Origin of the sequence: Longimicrobium sp. (assembly GCF_036399255.1) — a bacterium.
Classification (GTDB): Bacteria; Gemmatimonadota; Gemmatimonadetes; order Longimicrobiales; family Longimicrobiaceae; genus Longimicrobium.
The window spans coordinates 48,717-65,687 of record NZ_DASWNM010000076.1; the positions used below are offsets into that span (position 1 = coordinate 48,717).

Consider the following 16,971-nt stretch of genomic DNA (forward strand, 5'->3'; position numbering starts at 1 on the left):
GGATCAGGACATGGATGCGTCGCTGGTTCGGATCAGCAAGTTCCTGAGCAGGGTGCTGCGGCACGCGCCGGAGTCCGTGGGGCTGCGGCTGGACGAGGCGGGATGGGTGGACGTGGACGACCTGCTTGCCGCCGCGACGCGGGCCGGTGTCGCGCTGGACCGGCCGACGCTGGAGCGTGTGGTCGCCGACAACGACAAGCAGCGGTTCGCCCTGAGCCCGGACGGCCTGCGCATCCGCGCCAGCCAGGGCCACTCGGTGTCGGTAGAGCTGGGCCTGGCGCCCGTGGAGCCGCCCGAGGTGCTCTTTCACGGCACCGCGGACCGGAACCTGGACTCCATCCGTGAACAGGGGCTGATCCCCGGCCGCCGCACCCACGTGCACCTTTCCGCGGACGAGGCCACGGCGGTGAACGTCGGGCGGCGGCACGGGCGCCCCGTAGTGCTGCGCGTCCGCGCCGGCGAGATGCACCGCGCCGGCCACCCCTTCCATCGCAGCGACAACGGCGTCTGGCTCACCCCCGCCGTCCCCCCCGCGTACACCGACTTCCCCACCAACTGAACGGGTCGAGAGACCGCCTGCGGCCAGCGCGCGGCTGCCCGTGCCGGCTATTCCCTATTCCCTGTTCCCTATTCCCTGCTGTCGCCTCACTCCCCGCCCGCCGGAGGAGAGATCTCGATCTCCCAGTCGATGCGCGTGTCCGGCGCCAGCGAGCCCGCGACGGAGCAGTACTTGTCGAACGACAGCTGCACCGCACGCTCCACGTGCTCGCGCGGCGAATCCGTCGACACGCGGTAGATCAGGTGCACGTCCGTCAGCCGGCGCGGATGCTCGGCGGCGCGAGAGAAGCGGACGGAGACGCTGGCGGCGGTGGGCGGCGTGCGGCGCTTTTCAAGGTAATCCACCACGTCGATGGCCGAGCACGCCGCCAGCGAGACGACCAGCGTGTCCACCGGGCTGGGCGCCGCCTTGCGCTCGCCGTCCGTCAGCAGCGTGGGGCCACCCTCCGGCCCGCCGCGCCAGCGCATTCCGCCCTCCCACGCCACCTCGACCGGGTACTCCACGGGCACTCCGTCCGGCATCGCTTCCTCCATGGGTGACAAGGCAAAAGCCCGCCCCATCACGGGGCGGGCACTGCGTAAGGCGAACCGGCCGCTCAGTAGGTGCTGGGCGGCGGCGGATCGCGCGGCTTGGTGCGGTTGGTGGCCGAGATGATGCCGATTCCCAGCAGCACGATCACGCCCACGGCAATCCAGGTGGTCTCCACACCCAGCAGGCTGGCCGCGATGGCCAGGCCGATCACCAGGACTACGTAGCCGACCAGAAACGTTGCGAACGATGACATGGACCCTCCTCCGGGTTGGGTTCTGCTGCGCGGGGATGCACGAGCGGTGCCGAAGCGTGATTCTGCCTCGCCTGAGCGCCGGTTCGTACGCCCCTGAAACGCCGTAAAGGTTCCGCATGAAGCGTGATCCGTGTAGCTTGGTGGCATCCCCCGGCGATCCAGCGACCCAGACGAGGCCGATGTCCAGCCGTCCCACGCCGCGCAGACGCATCAACGCACCCCGGCGCAGCCCCCGCCGCGCCGGCGGGCCGCTGGGCCGGCCGTCCGCCGCGCGGACGGCCGGGGTGGCGGCGCTGCTGGTGCTGCTGGCCCTGCTGCCGCCCACCCGCGCCGTGGCCGCCGCCGTGTGGTCGCGCGTGGGCGATGCCGTCGCCGCCACGCGCGCGGCCGAGGCGCGGGAGCGGATGGTGGCCGCGTACGCGCGCCGGTACGGCATCAGCACCGAGCTGGCGGGCGCCATCGAGCGGGCGGCGCGCGCGGAGCGGATCGAGACCGAGCTGGCCTTTCGCCTGGTGCGCGTGGAAAGCGCGTTCCGCCCCGACGCGGTGAGCTCCGCGGGCGCGCTGGGCCTCACGCAGGTGATGCCGGCCACCGCCAAGTACCTGCAGCCCGGCATTACCCGGGCGCAGCTGCTGGACCGCGACACCAACCTGCGCCTGGGCTTTCGCTACCTCCGCGAGCTGATCGCCGTGTACGACGGCGACCAGGAGGAGGCGCTGACGGCGTACAACCGCGGCCCCGGCACCGTGGCCCGCATCCGCGGCGCCGGCGGCGACCCCGCCAACGGCTACGCCGACCTGGTGCTGGGCAAGCGCGGCGGCTCCCCCGTCAACCACGTGCGCCACGACTCCGCCGCCGCCGCGTCCGCCGCCCCTGCCCACGAGCTGGCCCCCGCGCGCCTCCCCGCCGGCTTCTGAGTTCTTCGCGAACGCCAGAAGCATGAAATCTGGCATGGTCTGGCTGCGATTCGGTATATTTACGGGTGCTGAGTGTCGGGTCCACGAACCAGGGCATAGATGCCTTCTTCGACGATGTACAACGGGCGTGATCCGCGCGAGCTGCCCGCATACGGCGTCGCGGATGCGGCGCGCTTCATCGACGTTCCGCCCGCGACCCTCCGTTCCTGGGTCGCGGGCCATACCGCGCGTGCGCAGACCGGGGGCGCGGCGTTCGAGCCGCTGATCACGCCCGCGGACCCGGACCGCCGGCGGCTGTCGTTCTACAACCTGGTCGAGGCGCACGTGCTGCGCGCGCTTCGCACCCGCCACGACGTGCCCATGAAGCACGTGCGCCCGGCCATTACGTACGCCGAGCGCGAGCTGGGCATCCAGCGCCTTCTGCTCAGCAAGGAGATGCAGACGGCGGGGGGTGACATCTTCCTGGACCGTTTTGGCCAGCTCGTAAACCTGAGCAAGTCCGGCCAGCTTGCCGTAAAGGAGCTGCTGGCCGCCCAGCTGGAACGGGTGGAGCGGGACAGCAGCGCCATTCCCATCCGGCTGTACCCGCTGGTTCCCGGTGAGAAGAAGGCCCCCCCCGTGGTCATCGATCCTCGGGTGGCGTTCGGACGGCCCACCGTGGTGGAATCCGGCATCCAGACCTCCGTTCTGGTTCAGCGGATCGACGCGGGCGAAAGCATCGCGGACCTGGTGGCGGACTACGGGCTTTCGGAGGAAAGGATCGTCGCGGCCATCGTCTTCGAGCGCGCGGCGTAGCCTTGGAGTTCTTCGCGGACCGCAACCTGGGCGTGAAGATCTTTCCCTCGATCCTGCGCGCCGAAGGGATCGTCGTTCACCTGCACCAGGACCACTTTCGGCAGGATGCGGCGGACGTGGCCTGGATGCCCGAGGTGGCGCGCCGTGGCTGGCCCATCCTCTCGCCCGACATCGCATCTCGCGCGACCAGCTGGAGGTCGAAGCCATCATGACCTCCGGAGCGGCGGTGTTCTGCCTGGCCGGCGGACACCTGACCGCGGAGGAAAAGGCCCGCAACTTCCTCCGCTGCCTTCCGCAGATCACCGCCGTGCTGGAGCGGACCCCGCCTCCGTTCATCGCCAGGGTCTACCAGCCCAGCCGCGACGACCCCGGCGACATCCGAACGCGGCGGGTAGAGGTAAAGCTGACGCGGGCGGAGTGGGAGAAGCGGCGGCACTGACCTGCACTTCCGCGCCGGCATCTGATCGCCGCGTCCCCTCCGTGGCTGGATGACGATCCCGGAGCCGCCGGTGCGCGGCGGGAAACGGATGTAGTGCAGCGGGGTACGGGATGGTTGCCGGAACGTGGCGGATGCGCGATACTACACGCGCGGCCCCGATCTTGCCCTCCCCGGCCGATTCGTTGCGTTTTCGTAAGTCGCGTATCCTCATCAGGTTGTATAGCATGCGCCAGCGGCCCGTCATCGGCATTGCCACGCAGACCCTGCAGTCCATCGACCGCATTCCGGAAGACCTTCCGGCGTCGTGGGTGATGAACCAGCGGTATTTTCACGCCTGCACGCAGGTGGGCGCGATCCCCTGGATGGTGCCGCTGCTGGACGACGACCTCGAGACGCTGCGCGCCATCTACGACCGGCTGGACGGCGTGTTCATCGCCGGCGGGGTGGACGTGGACCCCGCCAGCTACGGCGCCGAGCGCCACGAGCTGTGCGGCCGCACGGACCCGCCGCGCGACGTGGTGGAGATCCAGTTCGCCAGGTGGGCGATGGAGGACGGCAAGCCGGTGTTCGGCGTGTGCCGCGGGCTGCAGGTGATCAACGTGGCCGCGGGCGGCACGCTGGTGCAGGACTGCGAGGGGCTGTTCCAGGGCGCCATCAAGCACGACTACTTTCCCGGCGCGGGGTGGGCGCGCGACTACCTGGCGCACGACATCCGCATCGCCCCCGACTCGCGGCTGCACACGGCCATGGGCGAGGACGCGGTGATGGTGAACAGCATGCACCACCAGGCGGTGGACCGCGTGGGCGAGGGGCTGGTGGCCACCGCCTGGGCGTCGGACGGTCTGGTCGAGGCGCTGGAGGGGACGCGCGAGGGGCAGTTCCTGGTGGGCGTGCAGTGGCACCCCGAGATGCTGCTGGACAACCACGCGGGCACCCTGCGGCTGTTCGAGGACTTCATCGAGGCCGCCAACCAGTACCACAACGCGCAGTCGCTCGCGTTCGCCTGACGTCCAGTCTTGACGGACTGGACGGGACTGCGTAGATTGATGTTCGGGTTTTGTTCGCACACGGAATAGCGGAAAGGAGGGAAGCGATGGTTTCTGCACATGATGTTGCCGCATACATCGTGGGCAGGCAGGGCCCGCTCTCCGCCATGAAGCTGCAGAAGCTGGTGTACTACGCACAGGCGTGGTCCACGGTCTGGGACGACCAGCCTCTGTTTCCCGAAGCCATCGAGGCATGGGCCAACGGGCCCGTGGTCCGCGAGCTGTACGACGTGCACCGCGGACAGTTCGAGGTGCGTTCGTGGCCGCGGGGAAGCGCGAAGGCGCTCGACGACGAGCAGCGGAGCACCGTCGACGCGGTCCTGGAGTACTACGGCCAGCGCAACGCGCAGACGCTCAGCGACATGACGCACAAGGAAGACCCCTGGCGCCTTGCGCGCAGGGGGCTGCCCGACGGCGAGCGCGGAAACGCCGTGATCAGCCTTGCGTCCATGAGCGAGTACTACAGCAGCTTGCCGGACGATGAAGGAGAAGAAGGGTAAACGCCCTTCCTCTCCTTTCGTGGACCGGGGCGCCAGCAAGTCGCCCCGGTCTGCTTTTGTGGGAGAAAACCGCAAGAATCCGCGGGGCGGCGCCCCGGACTACGGCGGCGAGTTTCCCCTGTGGGCGTTCCGCATCGTTGACCTGGGTGGCCCCTGGTGCTGGAGCGCGCTGAGCGGCGATGCGCTGCGAGAGGTGCTGCAGCGGATGAAGGAGATGGAGACGATGACGTGGCACGCCATCACGGAGACCGGCAGCCACGCCATTGAAACCGCGCGCCTCGGCAAGCCTGCCCGTGACCGTCTGGTCGAGATCCAGCAGGACGACGCGGACCACGTCTACTCGCTGCGGATCACCGGAAAGCGCCGCATCATCGGCATCCGCGAAGGCGGAGTGCTTCGCGTGCTGTGGTGGGACCCGGAGCACCAGGTGTGCCCCGCGCCCCGGAAGCACACCTGACCGGGGCGGACGGCAGCCGCCCGTCCAAGGCCAGAAAGCCCGTCCGATGGAAGCGAAAGAGCGCCGCCGCGGCATGATCCGCGGGCGGCGCTCTCGTTTCTCCCTCCACCTCAGCCCCGCGAACCTACTCGCGGGCGCTGTCCACCAGCGAGATCATCGCGTTTTCGCCGATCGACACGACGTTGATCATGCGCTCGCGGCCTTCCCGCTCCAGGTGGATCATCCGCAGCCCCGGGATCAGCGGTTCATCGGGTTCGGGCTCGCGCGCCCAGCCGCTGGCCGCGCACTGCGCCAGGAGGTCCGCGAGCGCCGTCTCCGCGTCGGGGACGTTCCACATGAGCGAAGCGACTGGCGACGGCCCCGCCGGTGACCGCGACACCGAGACCTTCACCCCCGGCAGAAACGGCAGTCCGGGCGGATACGAAGCCGGCCGCTCGGCGGCGCCCTCGTACAGCACCGACTCCGCGCCGGCCACCGGTTCGCCCGCGTCGAGCCCCTGGACGCGCATCTCGACGCCGGGCTCCGGCGCGTAGCGCAGCTGCAGGTCGACGTCCATGAGGGAAACCGTGCGGTCGGTGCGGTCGGACTCGAAGTTGGCGTCGCGCACCGCCCGTACGTAGTCGCCCGGCGAAACGGGTTCCATCGGGAGCATCCTGGATGCGGGTTTCTCGATCACCTGCAGGGACCTACGGCGCGTTGTGCAACCACGTTTCAAGACTCCCCGCTACGCGTCCTCGTCCCGCGGCTTGATGGTCACGCCCATCTGGTCCACGATGTCCAGCGCCTGCGAGGCGTCCAGCACCAGTCCGCGCAGCTTGCCCAGGTCCACCCGCACGCCGGCGATGCTGGAGCCGCGCAGGTCCGCGCCTTCGAGCCTGGCGTTGAACAGGTCGGCGTTGCGCAGGTCGCAGTCGCGGAACACCGCGTTTCGCAGGTCCGCGCCTTCGAACGAGGCGCCGCGCAGGTTGCACCGCTCGAAGCGCGTAGCCGTGAAGACGGTGCCGATGAACATCGCCATCTCGGCGTTCACGTCGGTCGCGCGCAGGTCGGTGAAGTCGGCGCGCGGAAAGGCGGCGCCGACGAGACGGCATCCTTCCATCTCCACCCGTCCCAGGTGCGCGCGCTCCCACTGGCTTCCCGCCATGTCGCAGGCGCTGAAGCGCGCATCCACCACCACCGCGCGGGCCAGCCGCGCCCGCGCCAGCGCGACCCGCTCCAGCGCCACGCGCTCCAGCCGCACCCCCGGCGCCGACGCATCCGCAAGGTCCGCATCCCGCAGCCGCAGGTCCTCCAGCACCTCGCCGCTTTCCAGCACCGGTGCCTCGTCCGCGACCTCGTCGGTCGCGGGCGCCTCCGGCGGACTGATCCGCATCACCTTGGACTTGCGCGGGTCAGGACGCATCCGCCCCAGCCATCAGCTGCGGTTCATCCACCGAATCCCCCACTCTCGCACTCCCGCACTCCCGCACTCCCGCACTCCCGCACTCCCGCACTCTCGCACTCCCGCACTCAAAGCGGATCCGCCTGCCAGACGGGCGGCGTGACCCGCTGGGGAATGCCGAGCAGAAAGTGCAGCTCGCGGCGCATGCGGCGGGCCCAGGCGCGCTCGTTGTGCTGCCCGCCCATCTCCACCACGTACAGCAGGTCGCGGCCGGTCTTGTAGCCTTTCTGCGTGAGGATCTCCTTCAGGCGGCGGACGTCGTGAAGCTCTTCGCTCCCCTCGCTGGTGCCCACGTCCAGGTAGATGCGCCCGGGGACGAACGGCCGCTCCTTGACGAACGGGTAGATGGACCGGCCGCCAAACCAGAGCGCCGGGCTCATCACCCCCGCGAACCCGAAGACCCTGGGGTGCTTGAAAAAGGCGTACAGACTGATGAGCCCGCCCATGGACGACCCGGCGATGCCGGTGCTCTCGCGCCCCGGCATGGTGCGGAAGTCGCGGTCGATGATGGGCTTGAGCGTGTCGACGATGAACTCCAGGTACGCCTCGCCCTTGCCGCCCTGGTCGTGCCTGCGGTCGTGCCAGGGGCTGTACTCGTTCAGCCGCTCCTTGCCCAGGTTGGGGATGCCGACGACGATGGCCTCCAGCCCCTCGCCCGCGGCCTGCTCCAGCGTCTGGTCCACCTCCCACTCTTCGCCAAAGCTGGTGGCGCGGTCGAACAGGTTCTGCCCGTCGTGCATGTAGATGACGGGGTAGCGGCGCTGCGACCGATCGTACGAGGGCGGCAGGTAGACCAGGATGTCGCGCCGGTTGCCCAGCTGCGGGCTTTCCAGCTGCGCCAGCACCTTCATGGTGCCCACGACGGTGTGCTCCGGCCCGTCGGCCTCGCCCGGATAGTCCTTCCATGCGCCGGTCCAGCTTCCGTGCGCGCCGCCATCCCCCGCCCGCGGCTGCGGGGGATGCTCCGATTCGGCCCGCGGCTCCGCGCCCATCCCGTGTGTCGTCTCGTCCGTCATCGTCCGCCGTGTTGTCTGCGATTGGCGGAGGTCCGCCTCCGCACGTCCCCGCCCGCCCATTCACGATCCGTTCCCCGCATGGGCGAACCAACGCGAGCGGCGCGGCCCCGGAGAGCCGCGCCGCCTGCGTGTGCAGCAAAGTAACGCGGCGCGCCAGACGTTACCACACCCGCCGCGCCGGACGACCCGAATCCAGGGGCGCTCGGCGCACCTGCTGGATGAACCAGGAACTGTCATTCCGAGGCCCGGCCACGCTGATGCCGGACGGATGCGGTGCGGGTCGCAGGGCCGAGGAATCTGCTGTCGGTCCACGCGAGGCCGGACGCGGCAGCCCGCGCCATACGTGCGGCGGCGAAACCGCCGGACAGGGCCAGTCCGGGGCGTCGCGGCGGGCCACGAGGAACGGAAAGCAGATTCCTCAGTCGTGCGCCGGGCCTTGTGGTCGGGCAAGGTGCGGGCGGGCGCTCCCTCGGAATGACAGTTCGGCGTGTGCGGCCCATACCCAGTGCGTTCGGTCGAGCGAAGCGCGGGACATGCCGTACGACGGGGTTTGGCGCCGATCGCATGATCTCCTCGGCAGAACCCGTGGGCTGGATCTCTATTGACCAGCCGCCCCTCGCGAGCGGAGAGCAGGTCCTTCGGTCGCGCGCAATCGGTTGTGTGACTTCTGGTTACACGTGGTGCGCTTCCTCAGGAAGTCAGGCTCCTGTGTTTTTCTGTGGGTTTCGTGACCCTTCTAGCCCAACCGTATCCTGGAGCGATAAGCAACCGCATCACCGTCGATCCGGCGATCTGCCACGGAAAACCCGTCGTGCGCGGACTGCGCTATCCCGTAGAGATGATCCTTGATCTGCTGAGCTCCGGAATGAGCCACGAGGAGATTCTCAGCGACTACCCGGACCTGGAGCGGGACGACATCCTCGCGGTGCTGCAGTACGCTCGGCACCGGAGCCGCAACGGGTAAAGCCGTTCTCCGCCTGATCCGGGCGCCGCACGGCTACCCCGGCACGCTCTCGCCCTCCGGCTGCGTGTCCTGCTTCGCGGCGCAGAGGGCGGCGACGGAGACTTCTTCGGCACGGTGAAGGAAGCGGCAGAGGACGTCCCACGCCGCGGGCGCCAGACCGCGCCGCTCCAGCGCGGCGCGGATCAGCTCGCCCAGCACCCTGAATTCGCGGCGCAGGCCCTCGTCGTCCCATCCCAGCCGCGCACGCTGCTCGCCGTGGCGAAACGCCAGCAGCCGCTGCACCTCGGTGCCGTCCTGCAGCAGTGACACCTCCCCCGGCGCGTCGGCCAGGGCCACCAGGCACTGCGCGATGTCGGTCAGCAGCGTTATCTGGTGGTCCTCCACCTCGGCGTCGTTCAGGCCACGGGCGGGGAGCCCCGCGTCGGCGCGCAGCCGCGCCGCGTACGCCGCGATGACTCCGCGCATCTCCAGCTGCAGCGCCTCGCCGGCCCGGCGCAGCCCGTCGGCGTCGGCGGGCGGGGCGGGCGGTGCGTCGTCCGTGGACGCCTCCGCCTCTTCGGCGGCGCCGGCGGCGGGAAGCCAGAGGGTAAAGCAGGCGCCGCGGCCCAGCTCCGTCTGCAGCGTAAGCTCGCCGCCCATCAGCCGCGCCAGCCGCCGGCTGATGCTGAGCCCCAGCCCCGTGCCCCCCGCCGTGCGCGTGTGCGGCGCCTCGGCCTGCACGAAGGGCTCGAACACCGCCTCCGTTTCTTCCGGCGCAATCCCCGGCCCCGTGTCTTCCACCCGGATGCACACCCACGGCCCGCTGCCCTCCAGCCGCACGCCGGGGTCCGGCCGGCCGGTGCCGCAGCGGACGACCACGTGGCCGCCGCGACCCGTGAACTTGACCGCGTTGGAAAGCAGGTTCAGCAGGATCTGCAGGACGCGCTCGTCGTCGCCCAGGTACTCGGGGCCGGGCTCGGGGCACGCGTTCTCCAGCCGCACGCCCCGGTCGGCCGCCTGCGTGGCGACGAAGGAGAGCGCGGCCGCGACGGCCTGGCCGCTGCGCCCGGCCTCGCGGGTAACGCCCATGCGCCCCGCCTCGATCTTGGACAGGTCCAGCACGTCGTTGATGAGCCCCAGCAGGTGCGCCGTGCTTACCCGCACCCGCTCAAGGTAGCCGCGCTGCTCCGCCGTCACCGGCCCCGCGATCCCCATCTGCAGCAGGTCGGTGTAGCCCAGCACGGCGTTGATGGGCGTGCGCAGCTCGTGGCTCATCACCGCAAGGAAGTCGCTCTTGGCGCGGTTGGCGCGCTCGGCTTCTTCCGTACGGGCGGCGAGCTGTGCGTTGACGCGGCGCATCGTCTCGTTGGATGCGTTGGCCTGCGCCAGCGCCCGGTCGCGCTCCTCCTCGGCCTGGATGCGCCGGAACGACTGCCCCACGTCGCTGCCGATGGCCCGCGCCATGTCCAGCAGCGCCTGGTCCGGCTTTTCGGCCCGGGTGCTCAGGAACTCGATCACCCCCAGGATCTCGGGCCCCGCCTGCACCGGAAAGGCGAACGCGCCGCGGAGGCCGGCGCGCAGCGCGTACGGTGCGCGGACGAAGCCCGTGTCCTCGGCCGCATCCGTCACCCACACCGGCTCTCCCCGTGCCCACACGCGCCCGGGAAGCCCCTCGCCGGGCGCAAAGGCACAGGCGCGGCTGGCGGCTTGGAACTCCGCCGCGTCCACGCCCTCCGCCCCCCAGAGCGCCGCCACGCGCAGGCGGCCGTCGCGCACCGTCCACAGCAACCCCAGCTGCCACCCCAGCGCCTCGCCCATGGCGCGCAGCACGGGCTCCGCGGCCGCCTCGACCGTGGCGGCTTCGGCAAGGGCGCGGGTCACGCCGTGCTCCGCCGCCAGCCGGGCCTCGGCGCGCCGCCAGTCGCTGATGTCGCGGATGAAGGCGCTGAAGACCACTTCGCCGGCCGAGCGCCCCGTCGCCACCGTGAGCTCGACCGGGAACTCGCGCCCGTCGCGCCGCAGCGCGGTGATCTCGATGCGCTGGTTGAGGATGTGCGGCTCGCCCGTCCTCAGGTAGCGCTGTACGCCGGCCCGGTGCGGCTCGCGGTATTGCGCGGGGATGATGGTCTCGCTGAGCGTGCGCCCCAGCGCCTCTTCGCGGCTCCAGCCGAACATGGTCTCGGCGTGCGCGCTCCACCCGGTGATCACGCTGTTCGCGTCCGTGGTGACCACGGCGTCCAGCGCCGAGTCGATGACGGCGCGCAGCCAGGCCTCGGAGGGCGTGGACAGGGGGTCCGTCACGCGTGCTCCGGCGCGGCAAGGACGTGCGTGCGCCCGCGCGGACGGAACGCCGGCGCGGCCAGGGGTGCGGGTTCGGGCGGGTGGATGCTACGGGAGGCGATGGTCAACGGCTGCCGGTGCGAACGGGCGATGTCCCGGGGCGCGGCGCGTCCTCCAGGGACCACGCGGGATCGTCACTGGAACTGCCGTGCCATGCATTGCGGGAGGTGGATGCCTGAGGCCTGAAAAGAATGGCCTCACACGGAGTCAACGGAGTCAGCGGAGTTGTCTCCTGCCGGTCCGCCGGTCTCACGGTGCGACCGCGGCGGCCCTGTCACAGCTGTCGTGCGCGGGCGGATTCGTCGGTCCAGCGCGCGGTGCGGAACGTTACGACGCGCGCGCCCGCTTCCGCCAGCAGCGCCAGCGCCTCGTCGGTAAACACCGTGCCCACCGCCACGATGCCGTCCGCCGCTGCCTCTTTCAGCCGCCGCAGCGCCTTGCGTACCGGCGGCGACGGGACCACGTCGCGCTCCGCGTGGTCGAACAGCAGCACGGAGTACACGCCGTCCGGCCGCGCATCCTTCGCAACCGCGTCGCGGTACGCCGGAGGCACCACGTCCCTCAGGCGGGCGCCAGGGACCAGGTCGTAGATGGTGGCTTTCATGGCGGGCCCCGCGTTGCAATTTCAGGGCACGCCAGGGTCGCACCGGTGCTCGCTGGACGCCACGGGTGCGGAGATCGTGCATGGGTGAGCATCCCAACGCAGCGCTGCGGCCGCCGATGCTTGGACAACCCGCGGCGCATTCCGTTATCATCCCCCCACACATTTCAGGGGAGATGAACGGATGGATGCAGAGAGGGCGGGGATGGTGGATGGCGTGATCCGCGAGCGGCGGACGACCAAGGTGCTGGCGGATGCGCCGCTGCCGGTCGTGGATGCGCGGGGGACGGTGGAGGAGCTGGTCGCCACCGCGGGGTGGGCGCCGTTTCACCGCGTGGCGTCGCGGATGCACACGGAGTCGGGGGCGCTCACCTCGATCGTACCGTGGCGCTTTCACCTGCTCGACGCACCCGCGTGCCGCGCGCTGCGCCAGGTGCTGCTGGAGCGCGGGGACCGGAGCAAGATCCCGCGGATGCTGGCCGCCGCCACCGCGATGGTGCAGGCCACGTGGCTCCCCAACCCGCCCAGGGGGCCGGTCACGGGGCTGTTCGAGGCCACGGAAGAGAACATGGAGCACCTGGCCGCCGCCGGCGCCGCCGTGCAGAACCTGCTGCTGGCCGCCACGGCGCGCGGCGTTCCCAACTACTGGTCGTCGGGCGGCGTGCTGCGCGAGCCGGAGGCGTTCGGGTGGATGGGCATTCCCGCGGGCCAGATCCTGCTGGGCGCCGTCTTCCTGTTCCCCGCCGACACGGGTGACGCCGAGGTGAACCCCGGCAGCCACCGCGACCGCCGCGGCGCCCCGTCCGACTGGTCGCGCTGGGTGGAACTGGACTTCACCCGCTGATGCACGAGCGGCGCGGTTCCCGGGAGCCGCGCCGCTTGTTTTGATGCGGAGGTGCCTACCTGGCCGCGAACGGCTCCATCTGCCGTTCCGCGTGTGGATGGGCGGCTGGCTTTTCGGCCTGCAGCAGGCGCGCGGGCTCCACGCCGAACACGGCGGCAACGCGGTCAAGCGTGTCGATCTGAAGGTTTGCGCCGGCGCTTTCGATCTGGGCGATGCGCGGCTGCTTTACGCCCAGCGACTGCGCCAGCTGCTGCTGCGTAAGTACCAGATCCTGAAAAGAAGATCGTACAGAGGAACAGAGTCAGACAGAGAACGCGAGTTGAAATATCATCTTGGGTCCTCTGTCTGACTCTGTTCCTCTGTACCCATCAAGGTGTTGTTTCCCGGATTCGGTATAAGCAGAACCGTCTACAACACCCAGAGGCCCCATAGGTGCTTGATCCTCTGGGGCCTCTGGGGCCTCTGCGTGAGATCAATCTGTTGGAGTGCGCCGTTCAGGCGGAGGCCAGCAGCCACGCACCCAGCTCGGGAACGTCCATCGGGCGCGCGAACAGAAAGCCCTGCGCGTCGCGGCAGCCCAGGCGCTGCAGCACCGTGCGCTGGGCCACCGTCTCCACCCCCTCGGCGGTAAGCGTAAGGTTCAGCGCCTCGGCCAGCGCCACGATGCTGCGGACGATGGCCTCGTCGGCCGCGTTCTCGCCGATGCGCTGCACGAACGAGCGGTCGATCTTCAGCCGGTCGAAGCCGAACTGCCGCAGGTAGCCCAGCGACGAGTATCCCGTCCCGAAGTCGTCCAGGCAGATGCCCACACCGTGGTCGCGCAGCGCCGCCAGCACCGACGCCGCCGTCTGGAAGTCTTCCACGAACGACGTCTCGGTCACCTCGATGATCAGCCGCCGCGGATCCACGCCGTACTCGCGCAGCGTGCGCTCCACGTCCTGCACCACGCGCGGGTGCACCACGTGCCGCCCGGAAAAGTTTACGCTCACGGGAACGCTGCGCAGCACCGGGTGGTCGCCCCAGGCCTTCAGCTGCCGCGCGGCCGCGCAGAGCACCCAGCGGTCCACCTCGACGATGGTCCCCATCTCTTCCGCCACCGGCAAAAACGCCTGCGGCCCCAGCAGCCCGCGCTCCGGGTGGTTCCACCGCACCAGCGCCTCCAATCCCTCCAGCCGCCCGTCCTTCAGGCAGACGATGGGCTGAAAGCGCAGCGTCAGCTCGTCGTTCCTGATGGCGCGCCGCAGGTCCTGCTCTACCTGCAGCAGCGCCTCTTCGTGGTCCCGCACGCCCGGCTCCGAAAAGCCGTGGTGCCCCGCGCCCAGCGACTTGGCGCGGTACATCGCCCGGTCGGCCACGGCCAGGATCCCCTCGGGCGTGTCGGCGCTGCCGCACAGCGCCACGCCGATGCTGGCCGACGCCGTCATCTCGGCGTCGCCGATGGTGACGGGGGCGCCCAGCAGCCGCTGGATGCGCTGCACCACCGCCAGCGCGTCCGCCTCGCGCTCCACCCCGTGCAGCAGCGCCGCGAACTCGTCGCCGCCGATGCGGGCCACCAGGTCCGTGGGGCGCACGGAGGCCGCCAGCCGCTCGGCCGCCACCGCCAGAAAGGCGTCGCCGGCGGCGTGGCCCAGCCGGTCGTTGACGGCCTTGAAGCGGTCCAGGTCCACGAACAGCACCACGAAGTTCTGTCCGCGCTGCTCCCGCTTTGCATCGCACGCCTGCCCCAGCGCGCGCAGAAAGGCCGCGCGGTTGGGCAGCCCCGTCATGGGGTCGCGGTCGGCGTCGGCGGCGGGCTGCACCGGCTCCCCGCGGGCGCTCAGGTCCTCGGTCCACGTCACCAGCCCCAGCGGGCGGTCGTCGTCCGCGGCCACCACGTCGGACCACAGGCGCACGGGAAAGCGGGTGCCGTCGCGGCGCACGTTGACCCGCTCGCGCATCCACCGGCGCACCGGCCGCGCGGGCACCGCGGCGCCGGGGTTCCACAGCTCCGGCGGGGCCAGCGACCGGGCTTCCCGGCCGTACAGCTCCTCCACCTGGTAGCCGTGCATCCGCGCCTCGGCGGGGTTGGTAAAGACGATGGTGCCCTGCTCGTCGGTGATGGTGACGCCCAGGTCCACCGTCTCCAGCGCCCGCTCCAGCAGGGTCAGCTTGTCTTCGGAGTGCCGCCGCGCCTCGCGCTCGCGCCGCCAGCGCAGCTCCGCCACCGCGGCGCGGGCCAGGCTCTCCAGCGCAAAGGTCTCCACCGCCGACCAGTCGCCCGGGTGCAACGCCAGCAGGGTGCCCAGCGGCTCGCCATCGGGCAGGGCCAGGGGCACCAGGGCCAGCGTGGCCTGCGGGTACGACGGCTGCTGCACGAAGGTAAGCCGGCTCAGGACGCGCACCGACCCCGCCGGCGCCTGCCGGATGGCCGCGCGGTGGTGCAGGATCACGCGCAGAAGGACCTGCTGGAACTCGGGCGCGCCGGCGGAGTGCAGGGGCGCGTCGGCGGCGTCCAGGAGCACCGCGGACGCGCCCAGCTGCAGCCGCGTGACGGCCGCCGCGGCCAGGCGGGCCAGGATCTCCCCGTCGCCGCTGTGCGCGGCGGACGAGGATTCGGGGGTGGAGAGCGTTGTGCGCATGAGCAGCACCTGTTCGGTAACCCGACCGGCATGGCCGCATGGGTGCGGCGTTAGCCTCGTTGGCTTTGCGTCCCCGCCTTTCGACGGGTTTGCCGTTGTCGTAGGTACCCGGCGCGGGCAAGGCGGCCAGGCGGGTCTCGATCTATGCCACGGAGCATTTTCGCCCCGCTCGCCTCGCGCCGCAAGTAGCATTCCCCGCAGTCGATCCGAACACTGCTCGGCGACGGGGTTGACGGTCCAATCACCAGCCCCGGCAAAAGATAGGTCGCACGCAGAGGCCACAGAGGCCGCAGAGGGATCTCCTCTGCGGCCTCTGTGGCCTCTGCGTGAGAAACGTCTTCTTTGGGATGCGGTCAGTCGCTTTCCGCCGGCGTGCGTGCCCGCAGCTCGCGCACGCGGCGGTCGAACTCCGCGTGCCGCTCCGGAGGCAGCACCGCGCGCATCTCGCCGTACGACTGGTCCACGATGCGCTGGATGTCCGGCACCCGGCTTTCCCAGTAGGCCTCCAGCCGGTCCTCGCGCCGGTCGCGGATCCCCTCGATCCGCGCCCGCTGGGCATCCGTCAGCTCCATCCCCGCGAACAGGCGGTCCTCCGAGGGGCTGGCGTCCTCGTCCAGAAAGTCGAACCAGTCCAGCCCCAGCGCCTCTTCCACGGCCATGCCGCCCAGCGCGCCCACCGAAAAGGTGGCGGCCAGCAGCAGCAGGCCCACGGCGCGCGCCCGGTTCTTCACCGTGCGCCTCCCGTGCGGACGGCGTGCAGCAGCTCCGCGCCGGTGGGGGCGCGCCCCTCCTGCGCCCACGCCGTGGAAACGTCCACCAGCCCGCGCAGGGCCTGGCGGTCCGCCTCGCGGCGCTCCAGCGCCACCTCCACCGGCACCAGCAGCAGCACCGTGGCGGCCGCCATGGCCAGCAGCGGCCGCCGCCACCCGGCGATCAGCGCCAGCGGGTCGGGCCGGGCGCGGTGCAGCAGCACGCCGTCCACGCGCGCCATCGTCGCCTGCATCACCCCCTGCCACCGGGCGGGGTCGCGGGCGGGGTCCAGCGCGGACAGGTTCACACGCGTTTCGTCCATCATTCCTCGCCTTCCTCCAGTTCCGGCAGCAGGGTCCGCATCTTTCGCCGTGCGTGGTGCAGATGAGACCGAACGGTCCCGGGCGGCAGCCCCATCCGCTCCGCGATCTCGCGGTGCGTCCATCCCTCCAGGTCGTGCAGCAGCAGCACCTCGCGCCGTTCCTGCGGCAGCTCGCCCAGCGCCGCCAGCAGCCGCGTCCGCTCGTCGCCGCGCTCCGCCAGCCGCTGCGGCGACGCCTCGCCCGACTCGATCTCCATTCCCTCCAGCGAGAGCACCGGCCGCGCGCGGGCCCGCAGGTGGTCGTGTCCCCGGTTGCGGGCAATCTGCAGCAGCCAGGCGCCAAAGCGCTCGGGGTTGCGGCAGTCGTCGATGCGCTGGATGGCGCTCACGAAGGCGTCCTGGCACACGTCGTCGGCGTCGGCCTCGTCGCGGGTGACGGCCAGGGCCACGGCACGGCACGCGCGCAGCCACCGCTGGGCCAGCGCCTCCGCCGCCGCGCGCTCCCCGCGCCGCACCCTCGCCACCAGCTGGGCATCGGTCTCGCCGGTCATTCTCCTTCCAGACGCAGCCGGGGGCGAAAGTGTTGAGGAGTGCGGGAG

General features: G+C 70.9%; 22 protein-coding genes and 1 riboswitch. Of the genes, 10 read left to right on the forward strand and 12 right to left on the reverse strand.

What is annotated here, in order from left to right:
* Positions 1 to 10 precede the first annotated feature (10 nt).
* Positions 11 to 559, forward strand: coding sequence for an RNA 2'-phosphotransferase (locus tag VGC13_RS12300; protein WP_331125560.1), 549 nt, complete (start codon positions 11 to 13; stop codon positions 557 to 559).
* Between the two features lie 86 nt (positions 560 to 645).
* Here the strand turns inward: VGC13_RS12300 and VGC13_RS12305 are convergent, their stop codons facing one another.
* Both VGC13_RS12305 and VGC13_RS12310 read right to left on the reverse strand, forming a co-directional pair.
* Positions 646 to 1,080 carry an OsmC family protein gene (locus VGC13_RS12305; RefSeq protein ID WP_331125561.1) on the reverse strand — a complete coding sequence of 145 codons (435 nt, stop codon included), beginning with the start codon at positions 1,078 to 1,080 and terminating at the stop codon, positions 646 to 648.
* Between the two features lie 74 nt (positions 1,081 to 1,154).
* The gene (locus tag VGC13_RS12310) at positions 1,155 to 1,343 is read right to left on the reverse strand and encodes a hypothetical protein (RefSeq protein WP_331125562.1); all 189 of its coding nucleotides are present in this window, start codon (positions 1,341 to 1,343) and stop codon (positions 1,155 to 1,157) included.
* 179 nt (positions 1,344 to 1,522) lie between these two features.
* Here VGC13_RS12310 and VGC13_RS12315 point away from each other — a divergent pair, with 179 nt between their 5' ends.
* The 7 genes from VGC13_RS12315 (at position 1,523) to VGC13_RS12345 (ending at position 5,497) form a co-directional block, all read left to right on the forward strand.
* Complete coding sequence (locus VGC13_RS12315) at positions 1,523 to 2,260, forward strand: transglycosylase SLT domain-containing protein (protein WP_331125563.1); 738 nt, start codon at positions 1,523 to 1,525, stop codon at positions 2,258 to 2,260.
* 99 nt (positions 2,261 to 2,359) lie between these two features.
* Positions 2,360 to 3,055: a DUF433 domain-containing protein gene (locus tag VGC13_RS12320; RefSeq protein WP_331125564.1), complete on the forward strand. Its 696-nt coding sequence runs from the start codon at positions 2,360 to 2,362 to the stop codon at positions 3,053 to 3,055.
* Positions 3,056 to 3,057: 2 nt separating this feature from the next.
* Entirely contained in the window at positions 3,058 to 3,267 is a 210-nt protein-coding gene (locus VGC13_RS12325; protein WP_331125565.1) for a hypothetical protein, read from the forward strand.
* A complete protein-coding gene (locus tag VGC13_RS12330; RefSeq protein WP_331125566.1) occupies positions 3,264 to 3,494 on the forward strand; it encodes a hypothetical protein in 231 nt (76 codons plus the stop codon). Before VGC13_RS12325 ends, VGC13_RS12330 begins: the two co-directional genes overlap by 4 nt.
* A 224-nt stretch (positions 3,495 to 3,718) precedes the next feature.
* Positions 3,719 to 4,501 (forward strand): gamma-glutamyl-gamma-aminobutyrate hydrolase family protein, encoded by a 783-nt coding sequence (locus VGC13_RS12335; protein WP_331125567.1) that lies wholly within the window; start codon positions 3,719 to 3,721, stop codon positions 4,499 to 4,501.
* Between the two features lie 86 nt (positions 4,502 to 4,587).
* Positions 4,588 to 5,040 (forward strand): Panacea domain-containing protein, encoded by a 453-nt coding sequence (locus VGC13_RS12340; RefSeq protein WP_331125568.1) that lies wholly within the window; start codon positions 4,588 to 4,590, stop codon positions 5,038 to 5,040.
* Positions 5,021 to 5,497, forward strand: a complete 477-nt coding sequence (locus VGC13_RS12345; protein WP_331125569.1) for a hypothetical protein — start codon at positions 5,021 to 5,023, stop codon at positions 5,495 to 5,497. Before VGC13_RS12340 ends, VGC13_RS12345 begins: the two co-directional genes overlap by 20 nt.
* Before the next feature lie 124 nt (positions 5,498 to 5,621).
* Here VGC13_RS12345 and VGC13_RS12350 read toward each other — a convergent pair whose 3' ends face one another.
* The 3 genes from VGC13_RS12350 to VGC13_RS12360 form a co-directional block, all read right to left on the reverse strand.
* Complete coding sequence (locus VGC13_RS12350) at positions 5,622 to 6,149, reverse strand: hypothetical protein (RefSeq protein ID WP_331125570.1); 528 nt, start codon at positions 6,147 to 6,149, stop codon at positions 5,622 to 5,624.
* 72 nt (positions 6,150 to 6,221) lie between these two features.
* Positions 6,222 to 6,899, reverse strand: coding sequence for a pentapeptide repeat-containing protein (locus VGC13_RS12355; protein WP_331125571.1), 678 nt, complete (start codon positions 6,897 to 6,899; stop codon positions 6,222 to 6,224).
* Between the two features lie 107 nt (positions 6,900 to 7,006).
* Entirely contained in the window at positions 7,007 to 7,954 is a 948-nt protein-coding gene (locus VGC13_RS12360) for an alpha/beta hydrolase (protein WP_331125572.1), read from the reverse strand.
* Positions 7,955 to 8,681: 727 nt separating this feature from the next.
* Here VGC13_RS12360 and VGC13_RS12365 point away from each other — a divergent pair.
* Positions 8,682 to 8,918 carry a DUF433 domain-containing protein gene (locus VGC13_RS12365; RefSeq protein WP_331125573.1) on the forward strand — a complete coding sequence of 79 codons (237 nt, stop codon included), beginning with the start codon at positions 8,682 to 8,684 and terminating at the stop codon, positions 8,916 to 8,918.
* Between the two features lie 33 nt (positions 8,919 to 8,951).
* Here VGC13_RS12365 and VGC13_RS12370 read toward each other — a convergent pair whose 3' ends face one another.
* A complete protein-coding gene (locus VGC13_RS12370; RefSeq protein ID WP_331125574.1) occupies positions 8,952 to 11,198 on the reverse strand; it encodes an ATP-binding protein in 2,247 nt (748 codons plus the stop codon).
* A gap of 313 nt (positions 11,199 to 11,511) precedes the next feature.
* On the reverse strand, positions 11,512 to 11,841 hold the full coding sequence (locus tag VGC13_RS12375; RefSeq protein WP_331125575.1) for a hypothetical protein: 330 nt from the start codon (positions 11,839 to 11,841) through the stop codon (positions 11,512 to 11,514).
* A gap of 181 nt (positions 11,842 to 12,022) precedes the next feature.
* Between VGC13_RS12375 and VGC13_RS12380 the strand changes: the two genes are divergently transcribed.
* Positions 12,023 to 12,682: a nitroreductase family protein gene (locus VGC13_RS12380; protein ID WP_331125576.1), complete on the forward strand. Its 660-nt coding sequence runs from the start codon at positions 12,023 to 12,025 to the stop codon at positions 12,680 to 12,682.
* Positions 12,683 to 12,737: 55 nt separating this feature from the next.
* Here VGC13_RS12380 and VGC13_RS33635 read toward each other — a convergent pair whose 3' ends face one another.
* The 5 genes from VGC13_RS33635 to VGC13_RS12405 all read right to left on the reverse strand — a co-directional run bounded on the left by VGC13_RS33635 (position 12,738) and on the right by VGC13_RS12405 (position 16,923).
* Positions 12,738 to 12,950, reverse strand: coding sequence for a helix-turn-helix domain-containing protein (locus VGC13_RS33635; protein WP_414682990.1), 213 nt, complete (start codon positions 12,948 to 12,950; stop codon positions 12,738 to 12,740).
* A gap of 226 nt (positions 12,951 to 13,176) precedes the next feature.
* The gene (locus tag VGC13_RS12390; RefSeq protein ID WP_331125578.1) at positions 13,177 to 15,300 is read right to left on the reverse strand and encodes a putative bifunctional diguanylate cyclase/phosphodiesterase; all 2,124 of its coding nucleotides are present in this window, start codon (positions 15,298 to 15,300) and stop codon (positions 13,177 to 13,179) included.
* A 12-nt stretch (positions 15,301 to 15,312) separates the two neighbouring features.
* A riboswitch (cyclic di-GMP riboswitch) is annotated at positions 15,313 to 15,404 on the reverse strand.
* Positions 15,405 to 15,653: 249 nt separating this feature from the next.
* Positions 15,654 to 16,031 (reverse strand): hypothetical protein, encoded by a 378-nt coding sequence (locus VGC13_RS12395; RefSeq protein WP_331125579.1) that lies wholly within the window; start codon positions 16,029 to 16,031, stop codon positions 15,654 to 15,656.
* A complete protein-coding gene (locus VGC13_RS12400; RefSeq protein WP_331125580.1) occupies positions 16,028 to 16,372 on the reverse strand; it encodes a hypothetical protein in 345 nt (114 codons plus the stop codon). The genes VGC13_RS12395 and VGC13_RS12400 overlap by 4 nt, the downstream gene beginning before the upstream one ends.
* Positions 16,372 to 16,923: an RNA polymerase sigma factor gene (locus VGC13_RS12405; RefSeq protein ID WP_331125581.1), complete on the reverse strand. Its 552-nt coding sequence runs from the start codon at positions 16,921 to 16,923 to the stop codon at positions 16,372 to 16,374. The genes VGC13_RS12400 and VGC13_RS12405 overlap by 1 nt, the downstream gene beginning before the upstream one ends.
* Positions 16,924 to 16,971 lie beyond the last annotated feature (48 nt).

Bases quoted from the DNA above. Each gene is read 5' to 3' on its own strand.
- VGC13_RS12320 (WP_331125564.1), top strand. From the start codon at position 2,360: ATGCCTTCTTCGACGATGTACAACGGGCGTGATCCGCGCGAGCTGCCC.
- VGC13_RS12340 (WP_331125568.1), top strand. From the start codon at position 4,588: ATGGTTTCTGCACATGATGTTGCCGCATACATCGTGGGCAGGCAGGGC.
- VGC13_RS12300 (WP_331125560.1), top strand. From the start codon at position 11: ATGGATGCGTCGCTGGTTCGGATCAGCAAGTTCCTGAGCAGGGTGCTG.
- VGC13_RS12330 (WP_331125566.1), top strand. From the start codon at position 3,264: ATGACCTCCGGAGCGGCGGTGTTCTGCCTGGCCGGCGGACACCTGACC.
- VGC13_RS12405 (WP_331125581.1), bottom strand. From the start codon at position 16,923: ATGACCGGCGAGACCGATGCCCAGCTGGTGGCGAGGGTGCGGCGCGGG.
- VGC13_RS12315 (WP_331125563.1), top strand. From the start codon at position 1,523: ATGTCCAGCCGTCCCACGCCGCGCAGACGCATCAACGCACCCCGGCGC.
- VGC13_RS12310 (WP_331125562.1), bottom strand. From the start codon at position 1,343: ATGTCATCGTTCGCAACGTTTCTGGTCGGCTACGTAGTCCTGGTGATC.
- VGC13_RS12390 (WP_331125578.1), bottom strand. From the start codon at position 15,300: ATGCGCACAACGCTCTCCACCCCCGAATCCTCGTCCGCCGCGCACAGC.
- VGC13_RS12355 (WP_331125571.1), bottom strand. From the start codon at position 6,899: ATGCGTCCTGACCCGCGCAAGTCCAAGGTGATGCGGATCAGTCCGCCG.
- VGC13_RS12380 (WP_331125576.1), top strand. From the start codon at position 12,023: ATGGATGCAGAGAGGGCGGGGATGGTGGATGGCGTGATCCGCGAGCGG.
- VGC13_RS12400 (WP_331125580.1), bottom strand. From the start codon at position 16,372: ATGGACGAAACGCGTGTGAACCTGTCCGCGCTGGACCCCGCCCGCGAC.
- VGC13_RS12375 (WP_331125575.1), bottom strand. From the start codon at position 11,841: ATGAAAGCCACCATCTACGACCTGGTCCCTGGCGCCCGCCTGAGGGAC.
- VGC13_RS12350 (WP_331125570.1), bottom strand. From the start codon at position 6,149: ATGCTCCCGATGGAACCCGTTTCGCCGGGCGACTACGTACGGGCGGTG.
- VGC13_RS12360 (WP_331125572.1), bottom strand. From the start codon at position 7,954: ATGACGGACGAGACGACACACGGGATGGGCGCGGAGCCGCGGGCCGAA.
- VGC13_RS12335 (WP_331125567.1), top strand. From the start codon at position 3,719: ATGCGCCAGCGGCCCGTCATCGGCATTGCCACGCAGACCCTGCAGTCC.
- VGC13_RS12305 (WP_331125561.1), bottom strand. From the start codon at position 1,080: ATGCCGGACGGAGTGCCCGTGGAGTACCCGGTCGAGGTGGCGTGGGAG.
- VGC13_RS12345 (WP_331125569.1), top strand. From the start codon at position 5,021: ATGAAGGAGAAGAAGGGTAAACGCCCTTCCTCTCCTTTCGTGGACCGG.